The sequence below is a fragment of the Kribbella aluminosa genome (assembly GCF_017876295.1).
In the GTDB taxonomy this organism is placed as follows: domain Bacteria; phylum Actinomycetota; class Actinomycetes; order Propionibacteriales; family Kribbellaceae; genus Kribbella; species Kribbella aluminosa.
On record NZ_JAGINT010000001.1, the window covers coordinates 4,339,307 to 4,365,820 of the forward strand.

Consider the following 26,514-nt stretch of genomic DNA (forward strand, 5'->3'; position numbering starts at 1 on the left):
AGACGCCGACGGCCGCGCCGCCTTCGGAGCAATCGCTGTCCCGGATGGGGTCACTCGACCATGAAGACGGTGTTGTGCAGTCCGCTCGACCCGTTCGGGCGCGGCGGAGCCTGGTCGGCCGTCTGCAGCCGGCCCGTCCCGTCCGTCGCCCGCACGGTCAGCCTGTGCGTGCCGGGGGTGGCGTTCCAGCGGAAGGTCCACTGGCGCCAGGTGTCGACGGTGTCCTGCGCAGCCAACTGCGCCTGCTGCCACGGACCGTCGTCCAGCTGAACCTCAACCTTCCGGACACCGCGCCGCTGAGCCCACGCGACCCCGGCCGCGACGGCCGGACCGGCCTTCAGTGTCGCGAAGCCCTTCGGCACGTCGATCCGCGAAGCAGTCTTGATCGGGGCTTCCACGGCCCACCCGCGCTCGGTCCAGTACGCCGTGAAGTCCTGGAACCTGGTGACCTCGAAGTCGACGATCCATTTGGTCGCTGACACGTATCCGTACAGCCCAGGAACCACCATCCGGACCGGGAACCCGTGTACGAAGGGCAACGGCTCACCGTTCATCGCCACCGCGAGCATGGCGTCCCGCCCATCGGTGAGTGCGCTCAACGGCGTACCGATCGTCAGGCCGTCGACGCTCGTGGACCGCACGGCGTCTGCTCCGCTCCGGACACCAGCTTCCTTGAGCAGGTCGGCGATCGGTACGCCGATCCAGCGCGCGTTCCCGACGTACGGGCCGCCGACCTCGTTCGAGACGCAGGTCAAGGTGATATCCCGCTCGACCAGCCGCCGGTTCACCAGGTCGCCGAGCGACAGCCGCAACTCCTTGTCCACCATCCCGTGCACCCGCAACACCCACTGATCGGGGTCGATCCGTGGGACCTCCAGCAGCGTGTCAACACGGTAGAAGTTCGGGTTCGGCGTCACGAAACGGGCGACACCTGGCACATCCGCCTGCGCTCCTGCTGGAATCGCTGGAGCCGGATCGGTGGGGCGCGGAACGCGGAACTTCGCCCTGGCCGCCTCGCCCGTCCCGGTCGAGACCAGGGCCGACACGCCCACACCGCCGCCTGCGGCCGCTGCCAGCGCCGACACCGTGAGTAGAAAGCGGCGCCGGTCGAATCCTGCCGGTGCCTCCCGTTCGTCACCAGCATGCAGCGCCGCAACGTTCTCCGACGGGTGCCCCAGGGTACGAACGACCAGATACATGCCGATGACGGCGACAGCGAAGCTCACCGATGCCGGAACGAGCCGCAGGACCACGCTGGCGGTCGCCGAGCGACTCGTCACCGCGAAAACGATGCCGACGGCACCTAATAGTGCGGCGATCCCGACCGCCGCACGTCGTAGCTGGGGACGCGCACTGCTGCCGAGTACGCCGGCGACCGTTGCGACGAGGACGAGCGTGGCACAGATCCCGATCCGCAACAGTGTCCGATCAGCTGTCCCGAGCTCACGCACCGCCCAGTCCTTCACCGGGCCTGGGGACCAGTCGATGACCTGTACGCCGACCGCGTCGACAGGCCACGGCCCGCCCGACAGGTCAGCGGCGAGATAGCCGAGGCCGAGGGCGGCTCCCGCCGCGATCAGCCCACCCGAACCGCCGGCAGCACGTCGTATCGCCTTCTCGCTCATGTCAGGTATTCGAGGCCCGGTACGTCGCGGATCGGTCAGGCCCGCGATGACCTGAGGAACCTTGCCGACAGCACCCATCCGGATCGACGCCGGCGCCGAATCATCGCTGTCAGGTGTGAGCGAAGCCGCCCGCGTCCCGCGCTCACAGGGCAGGTGATGGCAGCGATAGCTCAGGCGCGCCCGGCTCCCCCCGCGGCTCCGCGTCGGGGCGCCCACCGGTCGACGGGTCGCCCGCCGTCGTCCTGCACGGCCTGCCATGATCCAGCTGACCTGACCTGACCTGACGATCAATGTCTGCAGGTAGTGATCGGCCGCAGGGAAGGGCGGGTGCCAGACGGCACGCCGCTTGCGGGGGTGCGCGATCCGGGTCAGTGCTTCACCGAGCTCCGTGCGGATCGAAGCGGGATCGGAGCCCCGGCGCTTGGCGATCTCCCGACAGGTGAGGCCGCCGAGGTATGCGTCGATCAGGTCGTGGCGGCGACCGGACGCGACCTCCCCGCCAAGCTCCAGCTCGAGCCTCCCGGCCGCACGCCCCTCGGACTCCGGCAGATCGGAGCGCGCCCGGGTCGCACCAAGACTGCACCGCAGGCGTACCCGTACGACGATCTTGGGCCAGGTACGGTCGGACGGCCGCACCTGCGAAGAGGCTTCCCCGGGCCAGGAGCACCATCGGACCGGACGACGCATCACCCGTCAGCGAACGATGGTCCCGGCATCGGACGCCGACGTACGCGCTCGGGCCGCGGGCCCGGGGAAGCATTCGTTGCCACGTCGTCACACCCGCGAACGCACTCAGGAACGCCGAGGCGCGCCGGCGGGACAACGCGACCGGCCGGACGGGCAACCACCGCTATCCCGCCGGTGGAACAACAGCTCGCCCAGCCGGCCGATCAGTTGAACAGGCCGAGCAGGCTGTGACCCCAGTGGCCGCCGCCGCTCCAGCGGGAGCTGATCTCGACGTACAGCCCGATGACGAGGTTGAGACCCGAGTGGTAATCCATAACAGTTCTCCTTGTTGTTGTGGGTTGGGGGACGAGTCGCCGGCCCGGGTTCGATCTGGCGGAATCCGGACCCGGGCTGTACAGGTCGACGACACGCAGCAAAGGTTGCTCCCAGCTACCAGTTCGGAGCATGGAACGACCCAGATGGGTATGACGACGAGACGATCTGAACTGCTACGACACGGGTGGGGCGGCATGAAGGCAAGCGACCTCGTTCCGACCTTTCAAGCCCATCCGCAGGTGGCGATGCCCCGAACACCTGGTATGAGCTTCGATGTCGCAACCTACGCAGCCACGGCACAACGACTGCGGTGGGACGACCTCGACCTCGGCCAGTTCCGCACCCAGCGGCTGTCCTCCGGGGCGTTGCAGTGCCTGCGGTACATGAGCGACGTCGAGACTCACACCGTCTGTTACCTGCGGGACCTCCTGGTCACCCCCTCGCACGCGGACCCTGAGGTGACCACATTCCTGACGATGTGGAACTACGAGGAGTACTGGCACGGCGAGGTGCTCGACGCAGTCCTCGACGTGCACGACGTACCCACCGGCCCCGAGCACACGCGGGCACTGCGCAAGCGCCTCGGCTGGCAGGATCGTGTGTCACCGATCGTGCAATCCCTGCTCGCCAACGTCCTCGGCCCGGACTTCATCGCCACGCACATGACCTGGGGCGCGATCAACGAGTGGTGCACTCATGCCGGGTACATGCGGTTCATCGCCGTCGAGGACAACCCGCTCCTGACCGAGATCTTGCACCGCATCGCCAAACAGGAGACCCGCCACATCGCGTTCTACAACAGCCAGGCGCGTAGCCGGCTGCAGGACAACCCTCGCGCCCAGCGAATCACCCGCTTCGCCCTTCGGCACCGCTGGGGAATCGTCGGCTCCGGAGTCATGCCCGAGGAGGACGTACGCCACCTTCTGAGGTACCTCTTCGGTGGCCCCGACGGTCTGACCCAGGCACGCAGGATCGACGCCAAGATCGACACCCTGCCAGGCCAGGACGGCCTGCATCTGGTCGAAGGTCAGCTGTACAAGTACGGCGTCGCCTGACCATGCCGCTACAGATCGCATGAGGTGCGCCTGACCGGCGCCCGTACGTCGCTCGGCCCGGACGAATCTGTCGACCATGCGGGCCTCGGATTCGTTGCGACGCGGATGGGTGATCACGTCGGAGACCGCCGGAAGTGGTTTAGGCTTCCGGCGGTCTGCAGCTGGATCGCGCCCTACTGCGGCCAGGCGGCCTCTGTCACCGAGCCTCCGGCGACGTCCACCGTCAACCGCACGGGTCCGTCAGGACGGACATACAGCTCGTAGCTGCCTTGTGGGACTTCGAAGAAGACCGCCGAGTGCACAATCTCCCCCGCCGGCGAGGGCCGAGGCACTACCGCCACGTGCGGCAACACGCCCGCGTGCCCATGAGCATGACTATGCCCGTGGGTGTGGGTGTGGGTGTGGTGTTCGGTGTGGCTGCTGGAGGTGTTCGTGCTCCCGGCTGGCCGGAGTTCGATCTCCTCGCCGTCCAGCTCTGCCGGCATGGTGATGACGAGTGCCCCGATATCGCCGCCGATGTCGAGCAGGACGGACGATCCCTTGCCCGCATGCGGATTCTCGGCCGACCTCGCGTCGCCGGCCATCACGCGGCCGGGGTGCCGGGCTTGGACTGGTATCCGCCCGCCGGGGTACCGAGGTACGGGAACGACGTGAGGTAGTCCGAGTTCGTGTTCGACGTACCGTCCTTGATCGCGGACGTCGCCGCGTCAGGCTTGAACGTCGGATCGACCAGCGGAATGGTGAGACCCGCGACCGCGCGAAGCTCCACGGTGACCACGTCGTCGAAAACCCTGCGTCCGTTGGGGAAACCTGCCGCGTCGCCGGCTACCAGCCCCAGCGGGTTCGGCGACTTCGAGGGCGGGACCGCGACGTTGAGGCGCAGCAGATCGGCCTGGACCGAACCCGTGGAGTTCTGGAATCCCGGTACGACTCCCTTCGGAATCCCGGTCAGCAGGATCGCCGCCAGATCCGCGCGGGGCTTCTTGTACGCGGCCAGGTTCGGGAACACCCCCGGGTACAGCACCGGCAGCAGCCCGGCGAGCTCGGGCTTCGTCACGTACTCGGCGAACCGCTTGTCGTCGTGCGGAGCTTGGCTGTTCCACTTGTCCTTCTCGGCCATCGGCACGATGACCTCGTTGAACAGAGGATTTCCGAGCCGGGACACCTGTTTGTGGGGCCCGTGCCAGATCGGGATGCCAAGCACGTCGTCGAGGATCTTCGATGCTTGGCGGCTCGCGGACGCGTAGACGCCGATCACGGCCTTAGGGTCCATGACATCGGTCGGCTTGCGCCCGTCGCGGGTGAGGTCCGTGATCGGGACCTGGAGCGCGATGGTGTGCACGTTGGATCCTTGCAGACCGTTCACGCCCATCGCGGCGGCCGACGGGATCAAATGGGCCATCTGGAACGGGCGCAGCGTCCCGAGATCGAAGATGCTGCCGAGGTCGGCGAAGAACCCGTCGGCTCGCTGGCCGGCGAAGACCTTTCGGTGGGTTCCGATCGTGTGGATCGCCTCGGCGGCGAGCTTGGCGTAGTTCGGCGTACTGCGAACGCCCACGTTCACCGGCGGCGCGGCCAGGTTCCGGGCCAGGATCCTCGAACGACCGTTCTCTACCCTGGTGACCGAGAAGTACTGCGGCCGGTTCCAGGTCTGGTCGGTGATGGACTTGATCGGCCCGGTGTTGTACAGGAACGTCTTCTTGTTCCGGATCTCGGCGTGGAACCGGAACTGGTAGCTGATGTCGGCCCGGCCGGTGCCGGTGTTGGAGATGTGGATCTGGTACAGCACGTCGTCACCGAACTCGTAGAAGTTCGGGCCCCCGTACGGGTTCTGGAACGGGATGAAGTTGGCGATCAACGTCACCGTGTCCGGCTGATCCGGGCTGACGAACGCGTAGACATCGGTGTTGTCCGCGACCGGGTCCTTCGAGATCTCAGGTGCTTCGCGATGCGAAGACATGACTTTCCTCCAGTGAAAGCTTGGTGTGAACTGCTCGGATCAGGCGGTGGTGACGCCGGCCAGGCGCGCGGCCAGTTCGCGATCGGTGACGACAACCTCGCGGTCCCCGACCAGGATCGCCATCTCCCCCTTACGCACGTCCTTCACGTGGACGACGAACGACTCGGCAGTCGCCAGGTCCGCCGCCTGCAACTGATCCCCACCCGCGGCCTCGGCGGCCCGCTCGCCGAACAACTTCGACCCCGCCATGGCGCCGACCGTCGCCGCGGTCCCCGCTCCCGCGAACACCAGGAAACCCCGGCGTGTTGCGTCACTCATGTCTGTCCCTTCCCTCTGGGTGGACGCCGGCGACAACCGCCCCGCGCCGAGCCACCTGCGACTCGATCGCATCGGATGTGATCTGGATCACATCCGCGCCCGGAGGAGGTTCGACGCAGGTGACAGGCCGGATGGGTCGGAAACAGAACTTCTTCCGGCTATCCGCATCACGGGCAACTCCGGAGACCTGACGAACTGTTGCCGACGGAAGAACCCCTCGTGCCGACGAAAGCGCCGCCTGTGCCGACGGAAGAGCCGCCTGCGTACGCACTGGCGCCTGTGCTGGGTGGTCGTCGGCGCGGACCTGGTGGCCGTGCTCGTGCAGTACCTGGCCGCCAAGGCGAGCATCTCGACCGGGCGGACGCTCCCCCAGCTCTGCCGTGACCACTTCAAACGCTCGACCTCGACCGGCCTGTGGGCACAGGCCGAGGTGGTCGCGCTGGCCACCGACCTGGCCGAGGTGGTCGGCGGCACCCTTGCGCAGCCGGATGGACCGGCTGGCGCGATCGCGCTCAACCTGCTGTTCCACATCCCGCTGCTGCTCGGCGGCGTGATCACCGGCGCGGTGTCGTCAGCGTTTACGGGTTCGGGACAGTTCCCGTGGGTCGAGCTCAAGCGAGGTGGTAAAGGTGCGGGTTCGGCCCGAAGTAGACTCCGGGGCTACTCCCTCGCGGTGGTGCGTCGACGTTCGCTCATCCCATGCGGCCCGGTAGTACGTGCGGGCGCAAGCGAGCCCCGCACCAGCCGTACCGGGATTTCGCGGGCGCAACGAGCGTTTCGCGGGCGCCAGCCCGCACTCCGCCAGCGGCAGCCGGCAACACCCCGGCAATAGCCGGAAGCACCCCGGCGATAGCGGGCGCACCCCCGGCGCTAGGCCGGAACGACGTGCCGGCACTCGCCGGAGGGTGGGTGGGTAGCGCACGTCGCAGGGGCGGGAGGGTGCGGAGCGACCGGAGCACCTGCGTAGCACGCGGGGGGGACGCCGCTCCATCACACGATCAGCCTTACCGGATGCGCACGCCTGAGATGGCTCGGGCGATGACGAGGCGTTGGATTTCGGAGGTGCCTTCGAAGATGGTGTAGATCTATTGCAGCTGAGCAGGCTCTCCGCCTCAGAAGGGTCGAATCGGCCTCTGACCTGCAAGTTCGCTGCTCATTGGTGTCTGATGATGATCAACTCGTGCCGATGTCTCACGGAGCAGTGACGGACCAGGTGGTTGCTGAAGGCAACCTCTATTCGCAACGGCCCGCCGATGATCGTCAGACGTATCGGCGATTCAGGCTCAGGCTTGGAGCTCTACTACAAGCTTTCGACGCGACATGTGGATGTCGTGGACTTGGCGGGACGACCTCCCTCGGCTGGCCTGGAACGTCGGTAGGTTCCCAGTCCTCGAGGCGCTGACTGACGAAGATCTGGCAGGCGTCACTGCAGCCCGTCGACGACTATTTCAGTTGGCTCAACTCGCTCAACAAACTCCAGGCGACGCAGACCGCCGTCGGCAGGGCTGAGCACTTCAGAGGGGAACAACATCCTTGCCTCCTCGCCAGCTGACGACGCCCCGGAGTCTTTCAGCTGCCCTCTGAGCTCCTGGTGAGGCGGAGCGCCTACCAGTACCCCGCAGTCGAGCGTCGGTTAGCCTAACCGTCATACACCCATACGCTGGCCTGTTCGGATGCGGACACCAGCGCAAGGCCCGACACGACTACGACCACCGCCGGGCCGCTACCGCGCCTCGTACTCCTGGTCCAAGCCCTGAACCTCGACGTACATCTCGCGACCTTCGGCAGCGTTGTGCGGGACCATGAACAGGTAGTAGTCCATGCTCCTGAGCCCCTCAGCGACCAACGCGTGATCGAGCTGGACCTTCCTAGCGACCTCGTAGCTAGTGATGGTTTTACCACCCGACTCCGCTAGTAGATCGCGGCAGGCAACCCAGACGCGTCGCAGGATCTGCGGTGCCGTCTCTTCACTCATTGAAGTCCTCCCCTTGTCACGGGCAGCCTGGAAGGCGTGCACCCCGCGGTGTCATCGAGCGATGCTACCGATCCCTGCTCCGCGCTGGCCATTGGACTCTTTGGAGCTCTAGAGCACGATCGGAGGCGCTGGGGTGCGCCCGCGAGCGAGTCTCGTTGCCTCGCGGAAAAGCAGAGTGCGCCTGTGAACGGCGACTGGTACGCCGCTTGAGCCAGCCGATCTCGTGGCGCCTCCCCATGCAGAACCGGGTTCCCATATCGGAAGGCTCATGAAGCCGTCGAAATTCCACCGAGGCAAACCGTGGGCTGAGGCGGACCACGGGGGTCAACCCCGTGGCTACTTCTTCTGATACCCGTGAATACGGGCCTTCCATCCCTTCAGCGTCTCGAGTGCCTTCTCGAGTTCTTCGATGGTCGGGGCCGTGTAGATGCGGTCCGGATGGTTGTCGTGTCGCCGCGCCCAGGCCGAGGTCTGTCCGTAGCACGTCTGGAACTCGTCGTTGTCGTTCTCATCGAAGAAGACCAGAGCTCTCAGCTTCCTCGGGTTGACCTCGAGCTTCACCGGGTCGACTACGGCGCAAGCGACCTCGACGTTGATCATTCGCTCCCAGGTCTCTGACAGGTGGCCGGCGAACTCGGAAGCCCTTGCCTCGTACTCGAAGTCCAGGAGGTCCGGTTGGTCGCGCTTCAACGCCTGCAACTGGATGCTGAGGAAATGAATCCTGACGTTGACGTCCTTCGCCGTCCACGGATGCGACTCCACGCAGAACCCGGGCTTGGTTCCCCTCCGGGAGATTCCGCGGTCTGTCGTGGCCACGCCGTCAGCGCCGGCGAGCCGCTTGAGTTCCGCTACGAAGCTGATGTCGTGGGTGAAGACCACGACCTGTCGATCTGCGGCAAGCTCGATGATTCGCTTGGCGACTCTGCCTCTATTTGCGTGGTCGAACGAGCTGACTGGGTCGTCAAGGACTACGGCCGACTTCGTTTGCTCGAACTGCAGCTCGGTGAAGAAACCCGCGAGGCCCAATGCGGTCTGCTCTCCCTCGCTCAGAACGTCTCGAATCGGCGGTGGCCTGGTGACGCCCTCGAATGCCGGCTTCAGGACGACGACTCCCTTGCTACTCCCAGCCTTACGCATAACAACTCGCTGTAGCCCGTACCGCTCGACCTCCGTGGCGAACTGCGAAGCCACCGCGTCGGTGACGTAAGCCTCTGTCAGCTTCGAAGCCATCCGAGTTATTGAGCTCGTCTCTAGCGACCTGCGTGCATCGTCGAGACGGCGTCGCTCCTTGAGCCTCTCGACCTCGGCGTTGATCGCATCGGTCGCTTCAACCAGCGATCGTTGCCCTTCGAGCTCGGAGACATCTCTACGAAGGTCCGCGACGGTTTGCATGTAGCTAGTGGGGTCGATGCCCGCTGCCCGTAATTTCACCGACTCAGCATGCTGCTCAAGCTCACCGATCGGTGGAGGCAATGGCAGGTCTGTCGAGGGCAGTGCGGAGCCTGCCAGGCCGTTCAAGAGGTCCTCGGCAGTTCCGTTCGCCGAGCCCAGCCAGTTGCTCACAGCGGTGGCCAGCGCGGGGATCGAGTCCGCAACTGCGGCCAGATCTGGTTGGAGGAGGTCTCGCAAGCGCCGCACCCATTCCAGTGGTTCGCGCTGACCTACGACCGCCCGCTCAGCTGCGGCCGCATCGTGCTCCGTCCGGTTAGCCATGAACGCGCTGAAACTCTGCAGTCTGTCCGCACTGGACGGGGCTAACTGCTGTTGACAGAGGACGCAGTGAGCCTCCACGCCAGTCACGGGGAACTGCTGGTCCCGGTACGCCTCGCTCTCGGAATAGCGTGCGGCCGCATCCCAGAGCGCCCGCCAAGCGCCGCTTCCAACTCCCCGAAGCGGTTCTGATTCGAAGGTTTGTTGAGACGCCAGTTCTGCTGCTCGCCGAAGATCGATGGCACGACGGAGTGTGTCTTCGATCGTCCGCCGAGCCGTTGAACCTACCCGGGCTTCGACCTCTCGGCAGTGACCGGCGAGGCGAACTAGAGCAGCCGCCAACGCTACCAATCGGTTCCGCTCACTCTCGGGGTTGCTCGCTTCCAGGCGAGCGAGCTCGCCCAGCTTGCCTGCGCGAGCGAGCTCGCCCAGCTTGCCTGCGAGTTGTTCGTCGAGCTCCTTGCTGGCGGTGGTAGCCATAGCTATCTGCTCGGCGGTTGTCTCGGCTGTCAAGGAGGCGATAAAGCCCGCTGCGGTCGTCTCAGGCGCAATCAAGGGCAGCGACCGTTGAACCCCGTCAACGACTGCCAGTCGCTGGCGCAGATCGTTGATGACTCGATCGGTGATCCTCGCGAGCACTTCCAGGAAGACCAGCGCAGATGGGCGGTAAACCGCCTCGGACGCCAAGTCTACGTAGGCACGGCCGCAGACGGTGTCGTAGAAACGTACCTGAGCAAGCTCCGCGCTGAGCGCTTCTCCCATGCGCCAGACCTTTGTGGCGCCGCCGTCGACGTCGTAACCGACCTCCGCCTCCTGCGCCTTGTTTGCGTCCTGGTCGAAGACGTCGCGATGGATCTCGACATCGATCCTGGCGTTGACCGATCGACGAAGCAGGCGTGCGTAGCCGGACTTCCCGCTGCCGTTGAAGCCGTAGACGATGGTCAGGCCGGTTGGCGCGAACTTCAGCCGCTCGCCGTCGGCGAGATTGTTGATGGCCGCACCGACACCGACCTCGCGCAGCAAGACCCGGCCGCCCGCCACCGCAGCTCCGGGAATATCGGTCGCCTTGACAGTAACGGTGGGGCCGACCTGTCGGTCAACCAGCGAGTCCGATATCTGCTTCACGGTCGTGTCGTCGGGTTGTACGCCTTTGCACATCTCGGCGACCAGTCGCTGTTGCCAGACCGGTCGGTCGGCCAGCCAGTTCGCCAGATCTTCCTCGATTGTCACGGTTGCCATCCCCTATCCGGGCATGGCAAAGAGACCCTGCAACGGATCATGGTTCCCCCCACGATCAACTTTCCCCAGACGACTAACGTCGCCTACTCCCCGTAGCGGAGTATGCCCGTCGTGATCCCAGCTGCCAAGGTCTTCGCTGACATTTCAGCCGGTTTGCCCGCTCTGCTCGTCGGCGTGGACGAACTAAGCGAGCGGACACCGCGCCGTCAGGAAGCTACATAGTGTGAGGGCCTTTCGACGAGGGATTCGGGACGGCACGCCGAAGACCGGCACACCGGCACACATCTTGCATGCGAGGCGTGTCAGCGATCTGCAACGAGTATTCGGCTCTGTCGTGGGACGCACGTTGAGCATGTGTGGACGACCTCCCACCCCCGTTCGGGCGCGATCTGACCGCACGCCAGCACGTCTGCGAGCACTGCGGCGACGCCTACACCGCGGCCAGATCCGACCAGCGCTTCTGCTCAGATTCCTGCCGCCTCCGGAACTGGCGACGCCGCCGACGAGTGTTGTCAGCAGAGGCAATCGAGGCTGAACACGTCACCGTGCTCCTCGCAGAAGTCGACCGATTGCGGCACCAAGTCGCGGAGCTCCAGCAGTCCAACGCAGCGCTCCGGGAGGCACTTTCCGAGGCGCAGAAGGCCTTCATCACCGAGGTGCCGTGGCCTCGGCGGGCACATGGATCTTGGAGATGAAGTCGCCTCCAAAGCCGCCGAGCTACGAGCGCTGGTTCCGTTCTGCCTTTGCGACTTGTGAAGCTGTTCGGGTCCAGCCAGATCTGCGTGCGTTGGCTCATCAAACCGAGCGACGCGCGACGGTTCGGATGAAGCGGCGGAGCCACCGGCGACGGCAGACTTGGAGTGGCTCGATACGTCCACAGCACAGGGACGGCACACACGCGACCGCCTCGGGGCCGCACGATCATCAGAGGTAGGTGACAAGGGATGGAGCAACCTACCGACCGGACGGCTGTCGACTACGCCGTTGACGACGTCGAGGGCGACGGGCAGCGGCCACCGGATCTGGTTGAGATCTCGATTGTTGCGATCAAGGGCGGCTTGGTCGGCCAACCGCGGAGCTGGTTGGTTCGCCCACCTCGGCCGATCACTCCGATGGTGCAACGGTTCCACAAGATCACGGACGACCAGCTCGTAAACGCTCCGACGGTTGCCGGCATCGAAGCCGAACTACGCCAGGCGCTGAACAACAAGGTATTCGTTGCCCACAACGCCAGCGTCGATCTCGGAGTGCTCGGCCGCGAAATGCCGGACCTCGAACCCGCTCGCGTCGTGGACACTCTCAAGCTCGCGAGACGACTACTACCGGGTCGCGACTCGTACAAGCTCGGGGCGCTTGTCGATGCGTTCGGGCTAGCCAGAGGCCTTCCAACCGACCTGGTGCCGCACCGCGCGACCTACGACGCGCTGGTCTGCGCCCGGCTCCTGTCGCACTTGGCGACGCTTCCCGGCCGCCAGCCGCTCACACTCGCCGAACTGCTGGATGCCACAGCCGGCAAAGCCGCAACAGGTACCACGGCGGATGAGGCCGCCACACTCTTCTGAGCCGCTACAACTGCTACCTGGAGCGGTGGCACAGTTCATTGGAGCCCGAGAGTGGCCAGCCGGTGCGCGTCGACGCCAAGGATGTCCGGGCGATTGCGAAGGTCTGTGATGACGCTATTGACCAGTACTAGGTCCCGGATGGGCCGGAGGGTTGGCCACTGGGAAGGATAGTTACGTCTAGGCCGCAGGTCGTGTCTAGGGCTTGATGGTGTCGCATCGCGCCGAAGCGAACGGCGTTGATGGCGGCTACGCCTAGGGCGTCGACGAGTTGGCCGATGCTGGCATGATCACAGGTCGTCGAGCCACTCGGTGCCTGTCACGTCCCTGTGCGGGCCGCGGTGATATCCCAGGATGCATGCGTCGTCAGTGCGCGGGTTTCGGCCGTCGCAGTCCATTTCCTGTGCTGAGCGGAGTACCGGCCACTCGAGCGCCGGCTTCCTGGTCAGATCCACTTGCCCGTCCTCTCATCACAGCTGCTGCTTGGAGCGGCCAGGGCGACAGGGCAGGGGAATCACACACCGCCCGATGCGCGCTCGGAGCTCTCCCGCCGCCCTGACCGTGGTTAGACAGTAGAAGTTCAGAGGACGCGAGAACTACGAACTTGCACGACCTTGCACGACTATTCCAATGCCTCGAGGGCAGAAGCGATCAAGCGTCTTGCGGGGGCTCCGACGACGGCGATCTTGGATAGGCGGGCGAAGGCATCGGCGTACATCGCGACCTCGCCAGGCTGGGTGATGGTTAGGTAGCCGGAAATCAGTTCGACGTTGACCTGGGCGTCGTCGAAGATCCAGAAGTCCTCGACCGGAGGCATGGCGGTGCGGTCCGCGCCTAGGGGCAGGATGCCGAGGGAGACCGACGGGAGCTCGCTGACGGTGAGTAGATAGCCGAGTTGGCCGGCCATGACGTCGGTGTCACCGATGATGTTTCGGAGTACGGCTTCCTCCACGAGGACGGCGAACGTGCGGTCCTTCTGGTGGAGCAGTTTGAGGCGTTCGTTGCGCACCTTGACGGCATCTTCGACGTCGTCCGGGAGGCCGCGGCGGGCCGCCGTACCGCGGAGGAGAGCGCGGGTGTAGCTCTCAGTTTGTACTGCGCCGGGGATGAGCCACGGCGAGTACGTGCGGAAGCGTCGGGTGCGTTGCCACAGCGGCATGACGGACTCGTGGGCGCGTCGAAGGCCACCGCGTTCCATCCGCTTCCATTGGACGAACATGCCCTCGATCGCCTCCAGCGAAGCGACGAGATCTGCGGTCTGGTCTGAAGCCCGGCACCGCGTGGCCCACAGACGAATGTCTTCGGCAGACGGTGAGGTCTTGCCGTTCTCGATACGAGATACCTTCGACTCGTGCCAGCCGCATGATGACGCGAGCGCCCGTGCGGTGAGACCGGCAGTCTTCCGGATCTCACCGAGACGGGCACCGAAGTCGCGTTTGGCCTTCTGGGCGTTCGAGAAGGCGGGTGGTGTCGGCAACGGTTTACAGGCCTCGTGTCAGCTCGGTTGGTACTCCTTGTGCGGGATCGCGCGATCCCACGCAGCCTCGAATGCTGCTACGCACAACTTAGCCAGATCGGGATCGTCAGAGCGCTCATCACCCACCCAGGTCCCATTGCCGTCGCAGAAATTCCACAGGACAGTCTGCTCGTCGAACACCCAGAAATCGTTCGGTGGAACCAGCAGACCGGCCGTCTGTCGTCGTGGCAGCCATCGCACCTGCTCGCCGGCCGCGACGTTGTGTGGCTCAGTGACGTCGTACTCGAACTGCACGTACTCACTGATCGGCTCCGACACGATGCGAGTACGCCGCACCTCGACACCTCTACCGGTCGTGCTACGCACCAAGTCATGAAACGTCTTCCAACGGACAGCGGGATCGAAGTGGTTGCCCGCTTTCCACTCGTTCCAGTCGGGGTCTTCCGGTTCGTACAGATCCCGGGTCTCAAGATGAAGCGCGCTGCGCTGAGCGGAGCGGAACAGTTCGAACGCGAGAGGTTCAGCTGTCACCCATTGCTCCTCTCAGGACCGACGCCATTCGAGCGGGGATCCGCACCACCGTCTCGTTCTCTTGCACGGGCGCTGTGGCGTTGACCTCGGCCATCGTCTCAGGGTCGAGCCTGAATCCCTGGATCACGATGCTGTCGTCGGCCTCGTCGACCCAGACCGTCGGGCAGTTCGTGTTCGGGCACGGGTTGTCCGTGCCGATATAGCGCAGTGCCATGTGTCTACTCCGTCCGCGAGCTTGCATGGACTTGCAGGATAGACGGGATGGTGTCAGATGCGAAGAGCAACTGGCGCTTCGCACACCGCAGGCACGATGGAACGCGGAGGCGTCCCTGCGAGTTGCCGTCGTACGCCGCCTTGGATGTCGAATCCCTCCGCGCTCCGCACGTTGAGCTGCCGCACATCGGCGACGGGCGGAGGCGGCAATGGCGTACGTGAAGGATCAGTGGACTCGGGGCGTGAAGCAGGCGGACGGGTCGACGGTACGGGTTCGGACTTCCAGGTGGAGACACGGTAAGCGGTGGCTGGCGGGGTGGATTGATCCCGAAGGGCGGGAGCGGACCAAGGCATTCTCTACGAAGGCTCCGGCGGAGCGGCATGCGAATGCTATGGAGACGGATCGGGAGCATGGGGAGTACATCGATCCGGAGGCTGGGAAGGTTCGGTTTGGGGAGGTTGCGGAGCGGTGGCTGGCTTCGCGGGTGGTGGATCCGGCATCCGTGATTCGGTACGAGCCGTCGCTGCGGTTGCATGTGGATCCGGTGTTTGGGCTGCGGCAGTTGCGGACGATCAAGTCGTCGGAGATTGCGGCTTGGATTGCTGATCTGGATTCTCGGTTCGGGCCGTCTACTGCGCGTACGGCGTACCTCGTGTTGCATGGAACGCTGGAGATTGCGGTCGATGACGAGGCCATCAAGAAGAACCCCGCTAAGGGCCGGGCGGTCAAGGTGCCGGCGGAGAAGAGCGGGAGGACGGTTGCCTGGAGCGACGATGCGGTGTGCCGGATCGTTGAGGGGCACGCGCCGGAGTACCGCCCGATCGCCTCCGTCGGAGCGGCCTGTGGGCTGCGGCAGGGTGAGTTGTTCGGGCTGGCGGAGGAGGACATCGACTTCGACGAGATGGTCATCCACGTTCGGCGGCAGGTGAAGACGCTTGGGCGGGAGTTCGTGTTCGCGTGCGGAAGAACGACACCGAACGGACGATGCCGATGTCCGGCGGGACGGCGTTGATCCTGACGGAGAACATCAAAGCGAACAAGCCACGCCCGTACACGTTGCCCTGGGAGAAGACGGACGGAGAGCCGCGGACGGTGAAGCTTCTGTTCAGGTGGACCGATGGCAAGCACATTCGTGCTCGGACGTACGACGAGCTGGTCTGGAAGCCGGCGTTGTACTACGCGGGCGTGATTGCGGAGCCGAAGACGGACCGACGCGGTCGACGACAGTATGCGTCTAGCCGCGAGAACGGCATGCACGCGCTGCGGCACTACTTCGCGAGTATCACTCTCGCAGATGGGGTCAACATCAAGGAGCTGGCTGAGTACCTAGGCCACAGCAACCCGGGTTTCACGCTGAGGCTGTACACCCACATGCTGCCGTCATCACATGAGCGTGCGCGAAAGGCCGTCGACTCCAGGCTCGCCAAGCTCTTCTCTCTGAAATCTCACGGAACAGTCACGGAGCAGGCCGCCGTACGCTCCCCCACTGCCTCCTGGGAGCCGGACGACGGCCTGTACCCCGACCAACCTCAAATCAGTCTCTGACCTGCACAAACGCCTACCTGATGCGCATGCCGGAGATCGCGCGGGCGATTACCAAACGCTGGATTTCGGAGGTGCCTTCGAAGATGGTGTAGATCTTGGCGTCTCGGTGCATGCGTTCTACGGGGTATTCGCGGGTGTAGCCGTTGCCGCCGAGGATTTGGATGGCTTCTTCGGTTACCTTGACGGCTACTTCGCCGGCTTTGAGTTTGGCCATGGAGCCTTCGCCGTGGCGGTAGTCGGGGGTTTCGCCGCGCATGAGGGCGGCGGACATGTTGGCGGCGCGCCAGACGAGGAGGCGGGCGGCGTCGATTTCCATGGCCATGTCGGCGAGTTTGAAGGCGATGCCCTGGTTGTCGATGATCGGGCGGCCGAACTGTTCGCGGGTCTTGGCGTATTCGAGGGCTACTTCGTACGCCGCTCGCGCGATGCCGATCGCCTGGGCGCCGACGATGTGGCGGGTCATCTCGAAAGTCGCCATCGAGGCGTTGCGGCCGGTCGAGGCGGCGGCAGAGGCTGAGCCGGTGCGGGCAGCGGCTTCCCGGGCGGCGGCGGCTTCGCGGGCGCGGGCGAGGCGTTCGTCGAGTTTCTGCTTGCCGCCGAGGACGTTGGCGGCGGGGATGCGGACGTTGTCGAAGAAGACGTCCGCGGTGTGCGACGCGCGCAGGCCGTGTTTGCGGAGCTTGGTGCCCTGCTGCAGGCCGTGGACCTCGGTCCGGGGTACGACGAACGCGGCCTGGCCCTTGGTACCCAACGACGGGTCGACCGTGGCGACCACCACGTGGATGTCCGCGATGCCGCCGTTCGTCGCCCAGGCCTTCTGGCCGTTGATGACCCACTCGTCGGTCGCCTCGTCGTAGACGGCGCGGGTGCGGATCGCGGAGACGTCGGAGCCGGCGCCCGGCTCGGAGGAGCAGAAGGCGGCCACGCGTACGTCGTCAGGTGTGCCGTAGCAGCGCGGCATCCACTGGCTCCACTGCTCCGGCGTACCGTTCGAGAAGATCGCCGACGACGCCAGCCCCGTGCCCTTCAGCGACATGCCGATGCCGGCGTCGCCCCAGAACAGCTCCTCGTGGACGAGCGGCATCAGCAGGCCGGACGGGTCGACGAACAGGTTGATGTTGGCGTCGAGCCCGTACAGGCCGATCTTGGCCGCCTCCTGGATGACCGGCCACGGGGTCTCCTCGCGCTCGTCCCACTCGGCGGCGGCCGGGCGGATGACGTCGGCGGCGAAGGTGTGGGCCCAGTCGCGGATCTCGCGCTGCTCGTCGTTCAGCTGCAGCGAGAACGGGCTCCAGCCGGGTTTGGACCGCTCGGCGCCGAGCTCACCGGCGAGCGCCATCACGTCGGCCGAGACAGCGGGCTTCGGATCGGTCATCGTCATCAACATCCTCCAGCGGCGGCACTACGATGTTACCGACGAGTGTAACTGTCGTTTGCACCAAGGGGTACCGCTGTGGCTAAGATCGGTCCATGAGCTCCGCGCTGCTCGCGATCGGACGCCGCCGGACCACGGCGGAGCGTCGGCGCGACCGGGAGCGGGACATCATCCGTGCTACCCGGGAGATCTTCGACGAGCGCGGCACGATCGACGCCCAGATCGACGATATCGCCAAGCGGGTCGGGATCAACAAGGCGCTGATCTACCGGCACTTCGCCGGCAAGGAGGAGCTGTTCGCCCTCACGCTGGTCGACTATCTCCAGGAGCTCGACGAACGCCTGCAACAAAATGACGGTCCGCGCCGCACGCCGCTCAACCGGCTCAGGTCGCTGAGTGAGACGTTCGTGGACTTCTGTCTCGGCTACCCGGCGTTCACCGACTGCGCGATGAGTCTGCTCAGACGGACCGGCGAGGAGCTGTTCGGCGAGATCACCGAGCCGGTGATGGTCAAACTCGGTACGGCGATGGCCGCGCCGCTGGACCGGATCGCGAACATCCTCGAGGCGGGTCAGCGGTCCGGTGTGTTCGACGACGTCGATACGGCGTACCTGGCGAACCATCTGTACACGCAGACCCTCGGGTCGTTGCACATGGCAAGGGTCGGGTTGATCGTGTCGAGCGGGCAGCCGGGGCATCCGGTGGTGCATCATGCCGATGTCGGCACCGTCCGGGCGACCGCGATCACCGCCACCCTCGCCACCGCCGTGGGCCGGAAAGCGCTGACTGCAGCAACCGGCCGCAGCCCCAGAACAACCCCGCGAACCTCCGCCACCGCACGGACGTCCAAAGACACGAGCAGCAGGACCAGAGCAGGAGAGACATCGTGACCGAACCGCGCAAGGTGGCCGTGGTCGCCGGGAACCGGATCCCGTTTGCCCGGCAGGACAAGACCTACCGGCACGCCTCCAACTCCGACATGCTGACCGCCGCGCTGAACGGTCTGGTCGACCGTGCCGGTCTCGGCGGGCAGGAGGTCGGCGAGGTGGTCGCCGGCGCGGTCCTCAAGCACGCCCGCGACTGGAACCTGGTCCGCGAGGTGGTCCTCGGTTCCAAGCTCGCGCCGACCACCCCGGCGTACGACATCCAGCAGGCCTGCGGCACCGGGCTGGAGGCGGCGATCCTGGTCGGCAACAAGATCGCGCTCGGCCAGATCGACGCGGGCATCGCCGGCGGCGTCGACACCGCCTCCGACGCGCCGCTCGCCGTCAACGACCACCTGCGCAACGTGCTGCTCGACCTGAACCGCGCCAAGACGTACCCGGACCGGCTGAGGGTCCTCGGCCGGGTCCGCCCGAAGGACGTCGTACCGGAGATCCCGCGCAACGCCGAGCCGCGGACCGGGAAGTCGATGGGCGACCATGCCGCGCTCACCGCGCTGGAGTGGGGCATCACCCGCGAGGCCCAGGACGAGCTCGCCTACCGGTCGCACATGAACCTCGCGAAGGCGTACGACCGGGGCTTCCAGCAGGACCTGATCACGCCGTACCTCGGGCTCGAGAAGGACCAGAACCTCCGCCCCGACACCACGCTCGAGAAGCTCGCGAAGCTCCGGACCGCGTACGGCAAGGGTGAGACCGCGACGATGACCGCCGGCAACTCGACCCCGCTCACCGACGGCGCGTCGACCGTTCTGCTGAGCACCGACGAGTGGGCCGCCGATCACGGTCTGCGACCGCTCGCGTACCTGACCCACTCGCAGACCGCCGCGGTCGACTACGTGAAGGGCGCCGAGGGTCTGCTGATGGCTCCCGCGTACGCCGTACCGCGGATGCTGCAGCGCGCCGGGCTGACCCTCCAGGACTTCGACTACTACGAGATCCACGAGGCGTTCGCCTCCCAGGTGCTGGCCACGCTGAAGGCGTGGGAGGATCCGATCTTCTGCAAGGAACGGCTCGGCCTGGACGCACCGCTCGGCGAGGTCGACCGGGACAAGCTGAACGTGAACGGCAGCTCGCTGGCCGCGGGGCATCCGTTCGCGGCCACCGGCGGGCGGATCGTCGCCGCGCTGGCGAAGCAACTGGACGAGAACGGTGGCGGCCGCGGGCTGATCTCGATCTGCGCCGCGGGTGGCCAGGGTGTCGTCGCCATCCTCGAGAAGTAGGAGTGTGAGATGACGGATCGCTACCAGACCTTCACCCGGACGCCGCTCGGCAAGTCCCTGGTGAAGAACCTGGGTCTGCCCGACCCGCTGCCGCTGCCGCGCTGGACCGAGGGCGCGCCGGTGATCGACGGGCCGGTCGTCTTCGGCGCGATCGGCGAGTCCGACGCCGGCAAGGCGATCCAGGCCCTGCTGCGCGACATCGGCGCCGCCTTCAGTACGGCGACCGAAGGCGTCGCGTCCAGCGAGATCCGCCCGAAGGCCCTGGTCTTCGACGCGACCGGCGCGACCTCGACCGCGGACCTGTCCAGCCTGCAGCGGTTCTTCTCCCCCGTCATCCGCCAGCTCGCCCCGGCGGGCCGGGTGATCGTCGTCGGCCGTACGCCGGAGCTCGCCAACTCCACCGGCCAGCACGTCGCCCAACGTGCGCTCGAGGGCTTCACTCGCAGCCTCGGCAAGGAGGTGAAGCGCGGCGCCACAGTCAACCTCGTGTACGTCGCCCCGGACGCGCACGAGCAGCTCGACTCCACGCTCCGCTTCTTCCTCTCTCCCAAGTCGGCGTACGTCGACGGGCAGGTCGCCCGGATCGGCACCGGCCCGCTGGTCAGCAACGACCCGAACCGCCCGCTGGCCGGCCGTACGGCGCTGGTCACCGGCGCTGCCCGCGGGATCGGCGCCGCGATCGCGAACACCCTCGCCCGCGACGGCGCGACCGTGATCGGCGTCGACGTACCGCAGAACGCCGACCCGCTGCGCAAGGTGATCTCGAAGATCGGCGGGACCGAGCTCCTCCTCGACGTGACCGCGGTCGACGCGGCGCAGCGGATCGCGGCGCACGCGCAGGAGCGGCACGGCGGCCTGGACATCGTCGTCCACAACGCCGGTATCACCCGGGACCGGCGCTTGGTGAACATGCGGACCGACGCCTGGGACGCCGTCCTGGACGTGAACCTCCGCGCGCCCGAGCGGATCACCAAGCACCTGGTCGAGTCCGGCGCGCTCCGCGACGGCGGGTCGATCGTCGGCGTCTCGTCGATGGCCGGGATCGCGGGCAACAACGGCCAGACGAACTACGCGACCTCGAAGGCCGGCGTGATCGGTCTGGTGCAGGCGCTCGCGCCGGTCCTCGCGGAGAAGCAGATCCGGATCAACGCCGTCGCGCCCGGGTTCATCGAGACCGAGATGACCGCGAAGATCCCGTTCGCGATCCGCGAGGTCGGCCGCCGGCTGAACTCGCTGCAGCAGGGCGGGCTGCCGATCGACGTGGCCGAGACGATCGCCTGGTTCGCCGACCCGGCATCCGCCGGCGTGACCGGCAACGTGGTCCGCGTCTGCGGCCAGAGTCTGCTGGGTGCCTGACATGCCCACCCGGCGGTACGACGACTCCCCCGGCCTCGGCTCGCTGTACGCGCGGACCGTGCGGGCCACGCTGCGCCGCGCCGACTACGAGCCGAACGAGGACGGCCTCACGCTCGAGCTGCCGCGGTCGGCGGTCGACCAGGACCACCTGACGGCGTACCGCGAGGTCACCGGGTTCCAGGCCGGTCCGGCGCTGCCCCCGACGTACCCGCATGTCCTGGCCTTCCCGCTGCACCTGGACCTGATGTCCGACCCGTCGTTCCCGTACAAGCCGATGGGGATCGTGCACCTGTCGAACACGATCACGCAGAAGCAGCCGATCCCGTTGCACGCGGAGCCGTCGATCCGCGTGCACAGTACGCCGGAACGCCCGCATCCGAAGGGCACCGTGTTCGACGTGGTCAGCGAGGTCTTCGTCGATCACGAGCTGGTGTGGAGCGACCTCACCACGCTGCTCAGCCGGTCGGCCGGTACGCCGGACGCGCACGCCGGCCTGCTGACCGACCCGGTGCTCAGCGCGACCGCGTGGTGGGACCTGCACGGCAACCTCGGCCGCCGGTACGCCGCCGCGTCCGGCGACCGGAACCCGATCCACCTGTTCAAGCTCACCGCCCAGGCGTTCGGGTTCCCGCGCCAGATCGCGCACGGCATGTGGGCCAAGGCCGCCGCGCTCGCGTCCGTCCAGCGCGCCGGCGCGTTGCCGGACGCGTTCACGGTCCGCGTGGACTTCCGCAAACCGTTGCTGCTCCCGTCCCGGGTCCAGTTCGGCTACCAGCAGTCCGGCAAGACGGTCGACTTCGCGCTGTACGACGAGTCACACGACGTGACGCACGTGATCGGGCAACTGCAGGAGAACTGAACCTGCGGGCAGGCAGAACCCCCTCGAACACGCTCAGAACCCTCCCGAATCGAGGGTTCTGCGTGCGTGGGGATCCACTCCCGCCGGATCCGGTCCAGGATCTCGCCGATCGGAGCGGGGTCCCACCGCCGACCGTCACGTTCGCGGATCGCCAAGGCACCGTCCGAAGCCTCGCGGGCACCGATGACGGCCTGGTACGGCGCGAGCCGGTTCTCGCGGATGCGGGCGCCGAGGCTGCCCTCGTCGGCGTGCGCGATCTCCACCCGAAGCCCGCGGTCCGACGCCCGCCGCGCGACCTGGGCCGCGGCCTGCTCCTCGGCGTCCGAGATCGGCAGTACGACGACCTGCACCGGCGCGAGCCACGCCGGGAACGCCCCGCCGTGCACCTCGATCAGCTGCGCCATCGCGCGCTCGATGCTGCCGACGATCGCCCGGTGCACCATCACCGGCCGGTGTTTGTTGCCGTCGGCACCGACATACTCGAGCCCGAACGCGGCCGGCTGGTGGAAGTCGATCTGGACGGTCGACAGGCTGAACTCGCGGCCGGCCGAATCCTCCATCTGGATGTCGATCTTCGGACCGTAGAACGCCGCATCCCCAGGCGCGTCCTCATAGTCCACCCCGGATTCCTTCAGCACCTCGCGGAGCAGTTCGGCCGCCTGCGCCCAGCTCGCCGCGTCACCGACGTACTTGCTCGACGGGCTGTTGAACTCAGCGTCGACCGCGGGCAGCGCGAGCACATAGCGGGATGCCGCGATGCCCAGGTCGGCGTACGCCTGGTGGATCAGCCGCAGCGCGGACGCGGCCTCGGCGGCGACCTGGTCGAGGCGGCAGAAGATGTGCGCGTCGTTCAGCTGCATCGCGCGCACGCGGCTGAGTCCGCCGATCGCGCCGGAGAGCTCCGCCCGGTACTGACCGCCGAGCTCGGAGATGCGCAGCGGGAGTTCGCGGTAGCTGTGCGAGCGGGAGCGGTACATCAGCGCGTGGTGCGGGCAGATGCTCGGGCGCAGGACGAGTTCCTCGCCGCCCAGGTTCATCGGCGGATACATGTCGTCGTGGTACTTCGCCCAGTGGCCGGAGATCTCGTAGAGCTCCTTCTTGGCCAGCACCGGCGAGTACACCTGCTGGTAGCCGGCTCTTCGCTCCACTTCGGCGATGTAGCTCTCGAGTGCACGCCGTACGGCGGCCCCGGCCGGCAGCCAGTAGGGCAGGCCCTGCGCCGATGAGCGGGTCGGAGTCGAACAGGCCGAGCTCGCGGCCGATCTTGCGATGGTCGTACATGGTGGTCTCCTCGTTGAGAGGGGGCGAGAGACCACCGGGAAACGACGAAGCCCCGGGGCACTCGCCCCGGGGCTTCGGTCGACAGTCAGGTGTCAGCGCGCCGGGACATACTCCGGCGTCGTCGTGACTACAGCGCGCTGCGACATGTCCCTAAGTTAGCAGATCGGAGTCCAGCCCGACCGGACGAATCAGTCCCTCCTGCGCGACCGAGGCGATCAGGCGGCCGTCGGCGGTGTAGAGGCGGCCAGTGGCGAAGCCCCGGGCTCCGGAGGCCGACGGCGACGCCTGGTCGTACAGCAGCCATTCGTCGGCGCGGAACGGGCGGTGGAACCACAGTGCGTGGTCGAGCGAGGCGGGCTGGATCCGGCGGTCGCCGATCACGATGCCGTGTGGCAGAAGGCTCGCGCCGAGCAGGGTCAGGTCGCTTGCGTAGGCGAGCACACACGCATGCAGCGCGGGCTCGTCGGGGAGCTTGCCGGCGGCGCGGATCCAGAACTGCCGGCCGCTGACACCTGCCAGCCGTACGTCGAGGGACGCCCACTCGCGGTCCCAGTCCGCGGCGGGCCGGCCGCTCTGGGCTTCCAGGACCGTCGCGAGTCGGGGCGCCTCTTCCGGCGGTACGACGTCGTCCGGCATCGGGTCCTGGTGGTCGAGACCGGGCTCCGGGCGCTGGAACGACGACGACATGTAGAAGATCGGCCTCCCGTGCTGGGACGCGACCACCCGGCGGCTGCTGAACGTGCCGCCGTCGCGGGTCGGCTCCGCGCGGTACACGATCGGTACGGACGTGTCGCCGGCGCGCAGGAAGTACCCGTGCAGCGAGTGCACCACGCGCTCCGCGTCGACGGTCCGGCTCGCGGCGGCGAGCGCCTGACCTAGCACCTGCCCGCCGAACACCCGCTGCATCGACGTCTGCGGCTGCCGGCCGCGGAACAGGTCGACGTCGATCTTCTCCAGGTCGAGCAGCTCGACCAGGTCCTCCAAGGACTCAGGCATGCCTCATCCTGACAGGCCCAACCGCCCTACCACGCCGTACCCGCTGTGGAAACCATCACGTCGCCCGGGCACCCGTCGGCACGACGCACAGGCTGCGGGGGCGGAGCACAGGTTATTGCCGGTGCTCTGCCCCCAGTTCCTGTTCAGTGCCACCACACGGGAGGCCGCGCTACTTGTCGTCCTCGCGGTTGAGGCCGGCGAGGAACTGTTCGACCTCGGCGCCTAGTTCGTCGGCAGAGGGGGTGGAGTCGGCGAGGAGACTCTTGCGGCTGAGCGAGCCGGCGGCGGCGTCGTACTGCGTCTCGAGGGCCTTCACGACTGCGCTGGCGTCGTCGGAGGCATCGACCTGCTCGTCGACCAGGCGGCCGGTGACCGCGGCCTCGTCGAGCAGGGCCTTGCTAGGGAGCAGCAGGCCCGTCGCCGCGGAGATCGCGTGCACCAGCGCCAGCGCGGCACCCGGGAACCGGTTCTCGGCCAGGTAGTGCGGGACGTGGACGGCGAAGCCCATCGCGTCCTTGCCGGCCTCGCCGAGGCGGACCTGCAGCATGGTCCCGGCGCTCGCCGGCAGCCGCATCTCGCCGTCCCAGATGTTCGACCGGGTGACCAGCTCGGGCCGGGTCGCGTGCGCGGTCAGTCCGAGCGGACGGGTGTGCGGAACCCCCATCGGGATGCCGTGCACACCGACGGTCAGCGTCACGTTGTAGAGCTCGACGAGCTGCCGGACCGCACCGGCGAACCGGTCCCAGTGGTTGTCCGGCTCGACGCCCTCGAGCAACAGGAAGTCCACACCGGCGTCGTCCGTCACCAGGTGCAGCGAGAGGTGCTGTGGTGTGTAGTCGGTGAACCGGTCCTCGGCGAACGTCACCTCGGGCCGGCGGGCGCGGTAGTCGTGCAGCAGGTCGACGTCGAACCGCGCCAGCAACCGGTGGTCCAGCACCTCGAGCAGGTGGTCGGCGGTCACGCGTCCGGCCTGGCCGGCGTCCATGAATCCGTCCAGCGAGTGCACCATGACCTTCGGCGTCGCCGCCGGGCCGGTCGCCACCGACTCGTCGACGATCTCGTAGAGGTCGTCCGGTCGCAGCATCGTCGTCTCCTTCGCAGTTTCCAACTGGCACTTCTATTGTCCCCAACGCCGGGGCGCGCCGGACAAATTCCGGCCGCACCGAAGATTCCGGAGGTTCCACGACCCGGCACCGGCGCGACAAGTTCGGAAAGCGCTTGCTAGCGTGGTCCCCGTGAGCCTCGAACCGAACTCCGCCCCGACCGTCATGCTGGCGATGAACGCGGACAGCCGCGCCCGCGTCCTGGTCCCGCACGTCCGGCAGCGCCTGGACGCCGTCGCCACCGTGCTGCCGGCCGGCCCCGGCACCAGCTTCCTCACCGACCCCGCCGTACGGGCGGCGCTCGCGGACGTCGACGTCCTGCTCACCGGGTGGGGCTGCCCGCGGATCGGGCCGGAGGTCCTGGACGCGGCGCCGAAGCTGCAGGCGATCCTGCACGCGGCGGGCTCGGTCAAGGCGATCGTCGACCCGGCCGCGTTCGACCGCGGCATCCAGGTCTCGTCGGCGGCCACCGCGAACGCGCAGCCGGTCGCCGAGTTCACGGTCGCGGCGATCGTGATGGCCGGCAAGCGGGCGTTCCGGCTCGCGGCGCAGTACCGGCTGGAGCGGCGCAAGGGCGACGCACACGGGATGCCCGGCAACTACGGCGCCACGGTCGGCCTGCTCGGGGCGTCCCGGATCGCGAAGATGGTCGCCGAGCGGCTGCGGGCGTTCGACCTGCACGTCCTGATCAGCGACCCGTACCTGACCGCGGCCGAGGCGGCCGACCTGGGCGCGGAGCTGGTCGACAACGACGCGCTGTTCCGGCGCAGCGACATCCTGAGCGTGCACGCGCCGCTGCTCCCGGAGACCGAGGGGCTGGTGGACGCCCGCCTGCTCGGGCTGCTGAGGGACGGCGCCGCGCTGATCAACACCGCGCGCGGCAAGATCGTCGACTCCGGGGCGCTGCTCCGCGAGTGCGCCGCCGGCCGGATCGACGCGATCCTCGACGTCACCGACCCGGAGCCGCTGCCGCCGGACTCGCCGCTGCTCGACCTGCCGAACGTCTTCGTCACCCCGCACGTCGCCGGTGCCGTCGGCAACGAGATCGCCCGGCTCGGTGAACTCGCCGTCGGCGAACTCGAACGCCTCACCACCGGCCAGCCCCTGCAACACGCCATCAGCCCCGCCGAACTAGGAAGGCTCGCCTAGTGACTGTGCACATGGCCGGGC

23 protein-coding genes are annotated in these 26,514 nt (G+C 67.1%); 10 read left to right on the forward strand and 13 right to left on the reverse strand.

Features of this window, described 5'->3' with window-relative positions:
* Positions 1-50 precede the first annotated feature (50 nt).
* A complete protein-coding gene (locus JOF29_RS45430; protein WP_307863518.1) occupies positions 51-2,261 on the reverse strand; it encodes a molybdopterin-dependent oxidoreductase in 2,211 nt (736 codons plus the stop codon).
* 629 nt (positions 2,262-2,890) lie between these two features.
* Here JOF29_RS45430 and JOF29_RS20880 point away from each other — a divergent pair.
* Entirely contained in the window at positions 2,891-3,682 is a 792-nt protein-coding gene (locus tag JOF29_RS20880) for a ferritin family protein (protein WP_209695828.1), read from the forward strand.
* A gap of 173 nt (positions 3,683-3,855) precedes the next feature.
* On the opposite strand, the gene JOF29_RS20885 is transcribed toward JOF29_RS20880, so the two are convergent.
* From JOF29_RS20885 to JOF29_RS20895, 3 genes are read right to left on the reverse strand one after another with little or no spacing between them, the layout of a single operon-like run.
* Positions 3,856-4,266: a hypothetical protein gene (locus tag JOF29_RS20885; protein ID WP_209696252.1), complete on the reverse strand. Its 411-nt coding sequence runs from the start codon at positions 4,264-4,266 to the stop codon at positions 3,856-3,858.
* Positions 4,266-5,642 (reverse strand): DUF4331 domain-containing protein, encoded by a 1,377-nt coding sequence (locus tag JOF29_RS20890; protein WP_209695829.1) that lies wholly within the window; start codon positions 5,640-5,642, stop codon positions 4,266-4,268. The genes JOF29_RS20885 and JOF29_RS20890 overlap by 1 nt, the downstream gene beginning before the upstream one ends.
* A 39-nt stretch (positions 5,643-5,681) precedes the next feature.
* Positions 5,682-5,960 carry a hypothetical protein gene (locus JOF29_RS20895; protein WP_209695830.1) on the reverse strand — a complete coding sequence of 93 codons (279 nt, stop codon included), beginning with the start codon at positions 5,958-5,960 and terminating at the stop codon, positions 5,682-5,684.
* A gap of 286 nt (positions 5,961-6,246) precedes the next feature.
* On the opposite strand from JOF29_RS20895, the gene JOF29_RS43375 reads away from it, so the two are divergent.
* Positions 6,247-6,792: a divalent metal cation transporter gene (locus JOF29_RS43375; protein ID WP_307863519.1), complete on the forward strand. Its 546-nt coding sequence runs from the start codon at positions 6,247-6,249 to the stop codon at positions 6,790-6,792.
* Between the two features lie 891 nt (positions 6,793-7,683).
* On the opposite strand, the gene JOF29_RS20905 is transcribed toward JOF29_RS43375, so the two are convergent.
* Together JOF29_RS20905 and JOF29_RS45435 are read right to left on the reverse strand one after the other, a co-directional pair.
* Entirely contained in the window at positions 7,684-7,935 is a 252-nt protein-coding gene (locus tag JOF29_RS20905) for a hypothetical protein (protein WP_209695831.1), read from the reverse strand.
* A gap of 336 nt (positions 7,936-8,271) precedes the next feature.
* Entirely contained in the window at positions 8,272-10,875 is a 2,604-nt protein-coding gene (locus tag JOF29_RS45435; protein WP_209695832.1) for an AAA family ATPase, read from the reverse strand.
* A 953-nt stretch (positions 10,876-11,828) separates the two neighbouring features.
* Here JOF29_RS45435 and JOF29_RS20915 point away from each other — a divergent pair.
* Positions 11,829-12,446: a 3'-5' exonuclease gene (locus JOF29_RS20915; RefSeq protein WP_209695833.1), complete on the forward strand. Its 618-nt coding sequence runs from the start codon at positions 11,829-11,831 to the stop codon at positions 12,444-12,446.
* Between the two features lie 619 nt (positions 12,447-13,065).
* Here JOF29_RS20915 and JOF29_RS20920 read toward each other — a convergent pair.
* The 3 genes from JOF29_RS20920 to JOF29_RS20930 are packed head-to-tail and all read right to left on the reverse strand — an operon-like array spanning position 13,066 to position 14,665.
* Positions 13,066-13,920 (reverse strand): helix-turn-helix domain-containing protein, encoded by an 855-nt coding sequence (locus JOF29_RS20920; protein WP_209695834.1) that lies wholly within the window; start codon positions 13,918-13,920, stop codon positions 13,066-13,068.
* A gap of 18 nt (positions 13,921-13,938) precedes the next feature.
* Complete coding sequence (locus JOF29_RS20925) at positions 13,939-14,451, reverse strand: DUF6879 family protein (protein WP_209695835.1); 513 nt, start codon at positions 14,449-14,451, stop codon at positions 13,939-13,941.
* Positions 14,441-14,665: a hypothetical protein gene (locus JOF29_RS20930; protein ID WP_209695836.1), complete on the reverse strand. Its 225-nt coding sequence runs from the start codon at positions 14,663-14,665 to the stop codon at positions 14,441-14,443. The genes JOF29_RS20925 and JOF29_RS20930 overlap by 11 nt, the downstream gene beginning before the upstream one ends.
* A 208-nt stretch (positions 14,666-14,873) precedes the next feature.
* On the opposite strand from JOF29_RS20930, the gene JOF29_RS20935 reads away from it, so the two are divergent.
* Both JOF29_RS20935 and JOF29_RS20940 read left to right on the forward strand, forming a co-directional pair.
* Positions 14,874-15,677, forward strand: coding sequence for a tyrosine-type recombinase/integrase (locus tag JOF29_RS20935; RefSeq protein ID WP_209695837.1), 804 nt, complete (start codon positions 14,874-14,876; stop codon positions 15,675-15,677).
* Positions 15,623-16,210: a tyrosine-type recombinase/integrase gene (locus tag JOF29_RS20940; protein WP_209695838.1), complete on the forward strand. Its 588-nt coding sequence runs from the start codon at positions 15,623-15,625 to the stop codon at positions 16,208-16,210. Before JOF29_RS20935 ends, JOF29_RS20940 begins: the two co-directional genes overlap by 55 nt.
* Positions 16,211-16,223: 13 nt before the next feature.
* Here the strand turns inward: JOF29_RS20940 and JOF29_RS20945 are convergent, their stop codons facing one another.
* Entirely contained in the window at positions 16,224-17,585 is a 1,362-nt protein-coding gene (locus JOF29_RS20945) for an acyl-CoA dehydrogenase family protein (protein WP_245357690.1), read from the reverse strand.
* 95 nt (positions 17,586-17,680) lie between these two features.
* On the opposite strand from JOF29_RS20945, the gene JOF29_RS20950 reads away from it, so the two are divergent.
* Genes JOF29_RS20950 through JOF29_RS20965 form a run of 4 tightly spaced genes read left to right on the forward strand, consistent with a single transcriptional unit; the run spans position 17,681 to position 21,964 of the window.
* Complete coding sequence (locus tag JOF29_RS20950; RefSeq protein WP_209695839.1) at positions 17,681-18,475, forward strand: TetR/AcrR family transcriptional regulator; 795 nt, start codon at positions 17,681-17,683, stop codon at positions 18,473-18,475.
* On the forward strand, positions 18,472-19,749 hold the full coding sequence (locus JOF29_RS20955; RefSeq protein ID WP_209695840.1) for an acetyl-CoA C-acetyltransferase: 1,278 nt from the start codon (positions 18,472-18,474) through the stop codon (positions 19,747-19,749). The genes JOF29_RS20950 and JOF29_RS20955 overlap by 4 nt, the downstream gene beginning before the upstream one ends.
* Positions 19,750-19,758: 9 nt before the next feature.
* Positions 19,759-21,105, forward strand: a complete 1,347-nt coding sequence (locus JOF29_RS20960; RefSeq protein ID WP_209695841.1) for a 3-oxoacyl-ACP reductase — start codon at positions 19,759-19,761, stop codon at positions 21,103-21,105.
* Position 21,106: 1 nt separating this feature from the next.
* A complete protein-coding gene (locus JOF29_RS20965; RefSeq protein ID WP_209696254.1) occupies positions 21,107-21,964 on the forward strand; it encodes a MaoC/PaaZ C-terminal domain-containing protein in 858 nt (285 codons plus the stop codon).
* On the opposite strand, the gene thrS is transcribed toward JOF29_RS20965, so the two are convergent.
* From thrS to JOF29_RS20980, 3 genes are all read right to left on the reverse strand, one after another.
* On the reverse strand, positions 21,874-23,280 hold the full coding sequence (thrS, locus tag JOF29_RS20970; protein WP_307863525.1) for a threonine--tRNA ligase: 1,407 nt from the start codon (positions 23,278-23,280) through the stop codon (positions 21,874-21,876). The genes JOF29_RS20965 and thrS overlap by 91 nt on opposite strands.
* A 115-nt stretch (positions 23,281-23,395) precedes the next feature.
* Positions 23,396-24,241: an acyl-CoA thioesterase gene (locus JOF29_RS20975; RefSeq protein ID WP_209695842.1), complete on the reverse strand. Its 846-nt coding sequence runs from the start codon at positions 24,239-24,241 to the stop codon at positions 23,396-23,398.
* A 169-nt stretch (positions 24,242-24,410) separates the two neighbouring features.
* On the reverse strand, positions 24,411-25,325 hold the full coding sequence (locus JOF29_RS20980) for a proteasome assembly chaperone family protein (protein WP_209695843.1): 915 nt from the start codon (positions 25,323-25,325) through the stop codon (positions 24,411-24,413).
* Between the two features lie 151 nt (positions 25,326-25,476).
* Between JOF29_RS20980 and JOF29_RS20985 the strand changes: the two genes are divergently transcribed.
* Positions 25,477-26,493, forward strand: coding sequence for a hydroxyacid dehydrogenase (locus JOF29_RS20985; protein WP_307863526.1), 1,017 nt, complete (start codon positions 25,477-25,479; stop codon positions 26,491-26,493).
* Positions 26,494-26,514: the final 21 nt, after the last annotated feature.

What these genes read in the sequence shown, in the direction of transcription:
- JOF29_RS20885 (WP_209696252.1), bottom strand. Translation starts at nt 4,266, where the DNA reads ATGGCCGGCGACGCGAGGTCGGCCGAGAATCCGCATGCGGGCAAGGGA.
- JOF29_RS20890 (WP_209695829.1), bottom strand. Translation starts at nt 5,642, where the DNA reads ATGTCTTCGCATCGCGAAGCACCTGAGATCTCGAAGGACCCGGTCGCG.
- JOF29_RS20880 (WP_209695828.1), top strand. Translation starts at nt 2,891, where the DNA reads ATGAGCTTCGATGTCGCAACCTACGCAGCCACGGCACAACGACTGCGG.
- JOF29_RS20895 (WP_209695830.1), bottom strand. Translation starts at nt 5,960, where the DNA reads ATGAGTGACGCAACACGCCGGGGTTTCCTGGTGTTCGCGGGAGCGGGG.
- JOF29_RS20915 (WP_209695833.1), top strand. Translation starts at nt 11,829, where the DNA reads ATGGAGCAACCTACCGACCGGACGGCTGTCGACTACGCCGTTGACGAC.
- JOF29_RS20960 (WP_209695841.1), top strand. Translation starts at nt 19,759, where the DNA reads ATGACGGATCGCTACCAGACCTTCACCCGGACGCCGCTCGGCAAGTCC.
- JOF29_RS20950 (WP_209695839.1), top strand. Translation starts at nt 17,681, where the DNA reads ATGAGCTCCGCGCTGCTCGCGATCGGACGCCGCCGGACCACGGCGGAG.
- JOF29_RS20935 (WP_209695837.1), top strand. Translation starts at nt 14,874, where the DNA reads ATGGCGTACGTGAAGGATCAGTGGACTCGGGGCGTGAAGCAGGCGGAC.
- JOF29_RS20930 (WP_209695836.1), bottom strand. Translation starts at nt 14,665, where the DNA reads ATGGCACTGCGCTATATCGGCACGGACAACCCGTGCCCGAACACGAAC.
- JOF29_RS20980 (WP_209695843.1), bottom strand. Translation starts at nt 25,325, where the DNA reads ATGCTGCGACCGGACGACCTCTACGAGATCGTCGACGAGTCGGTGGCG.
- JOF29_RS20945 (WP_245357690.1), bottom strand. Translation starts at nt 17,585, where the DNA reads ATGACCGATCCGAAGCCCGCTGTCTCGGCCGACGTGATGGCGCTCGCC.
- JOF29_RS20965 (WP_209696254.1), top strand. Translation starts at nt 21,107, where the DNA reads ATGCCCACCCGGCGGTACGACGACTCCCCCGGCCTCGGCTCGCTGTAC.
- JOF29_RS20975 (WP_209695842.1), bottom strand. Translation starts at nt 24,241, where the DNA reads ATGCCTGAGTCCTTGGAGGACCTGGTCGAGCTGCTCGACCTGGAGAAG.
- JOF29_RS20905 (WP_209695831.1), bottom strand. Translation starts at nt 7,935, where the DNA reads ATGAGTGAAGAGACGGCACCGCAGATCCTGCGACGCGTCTGGGTTGCC.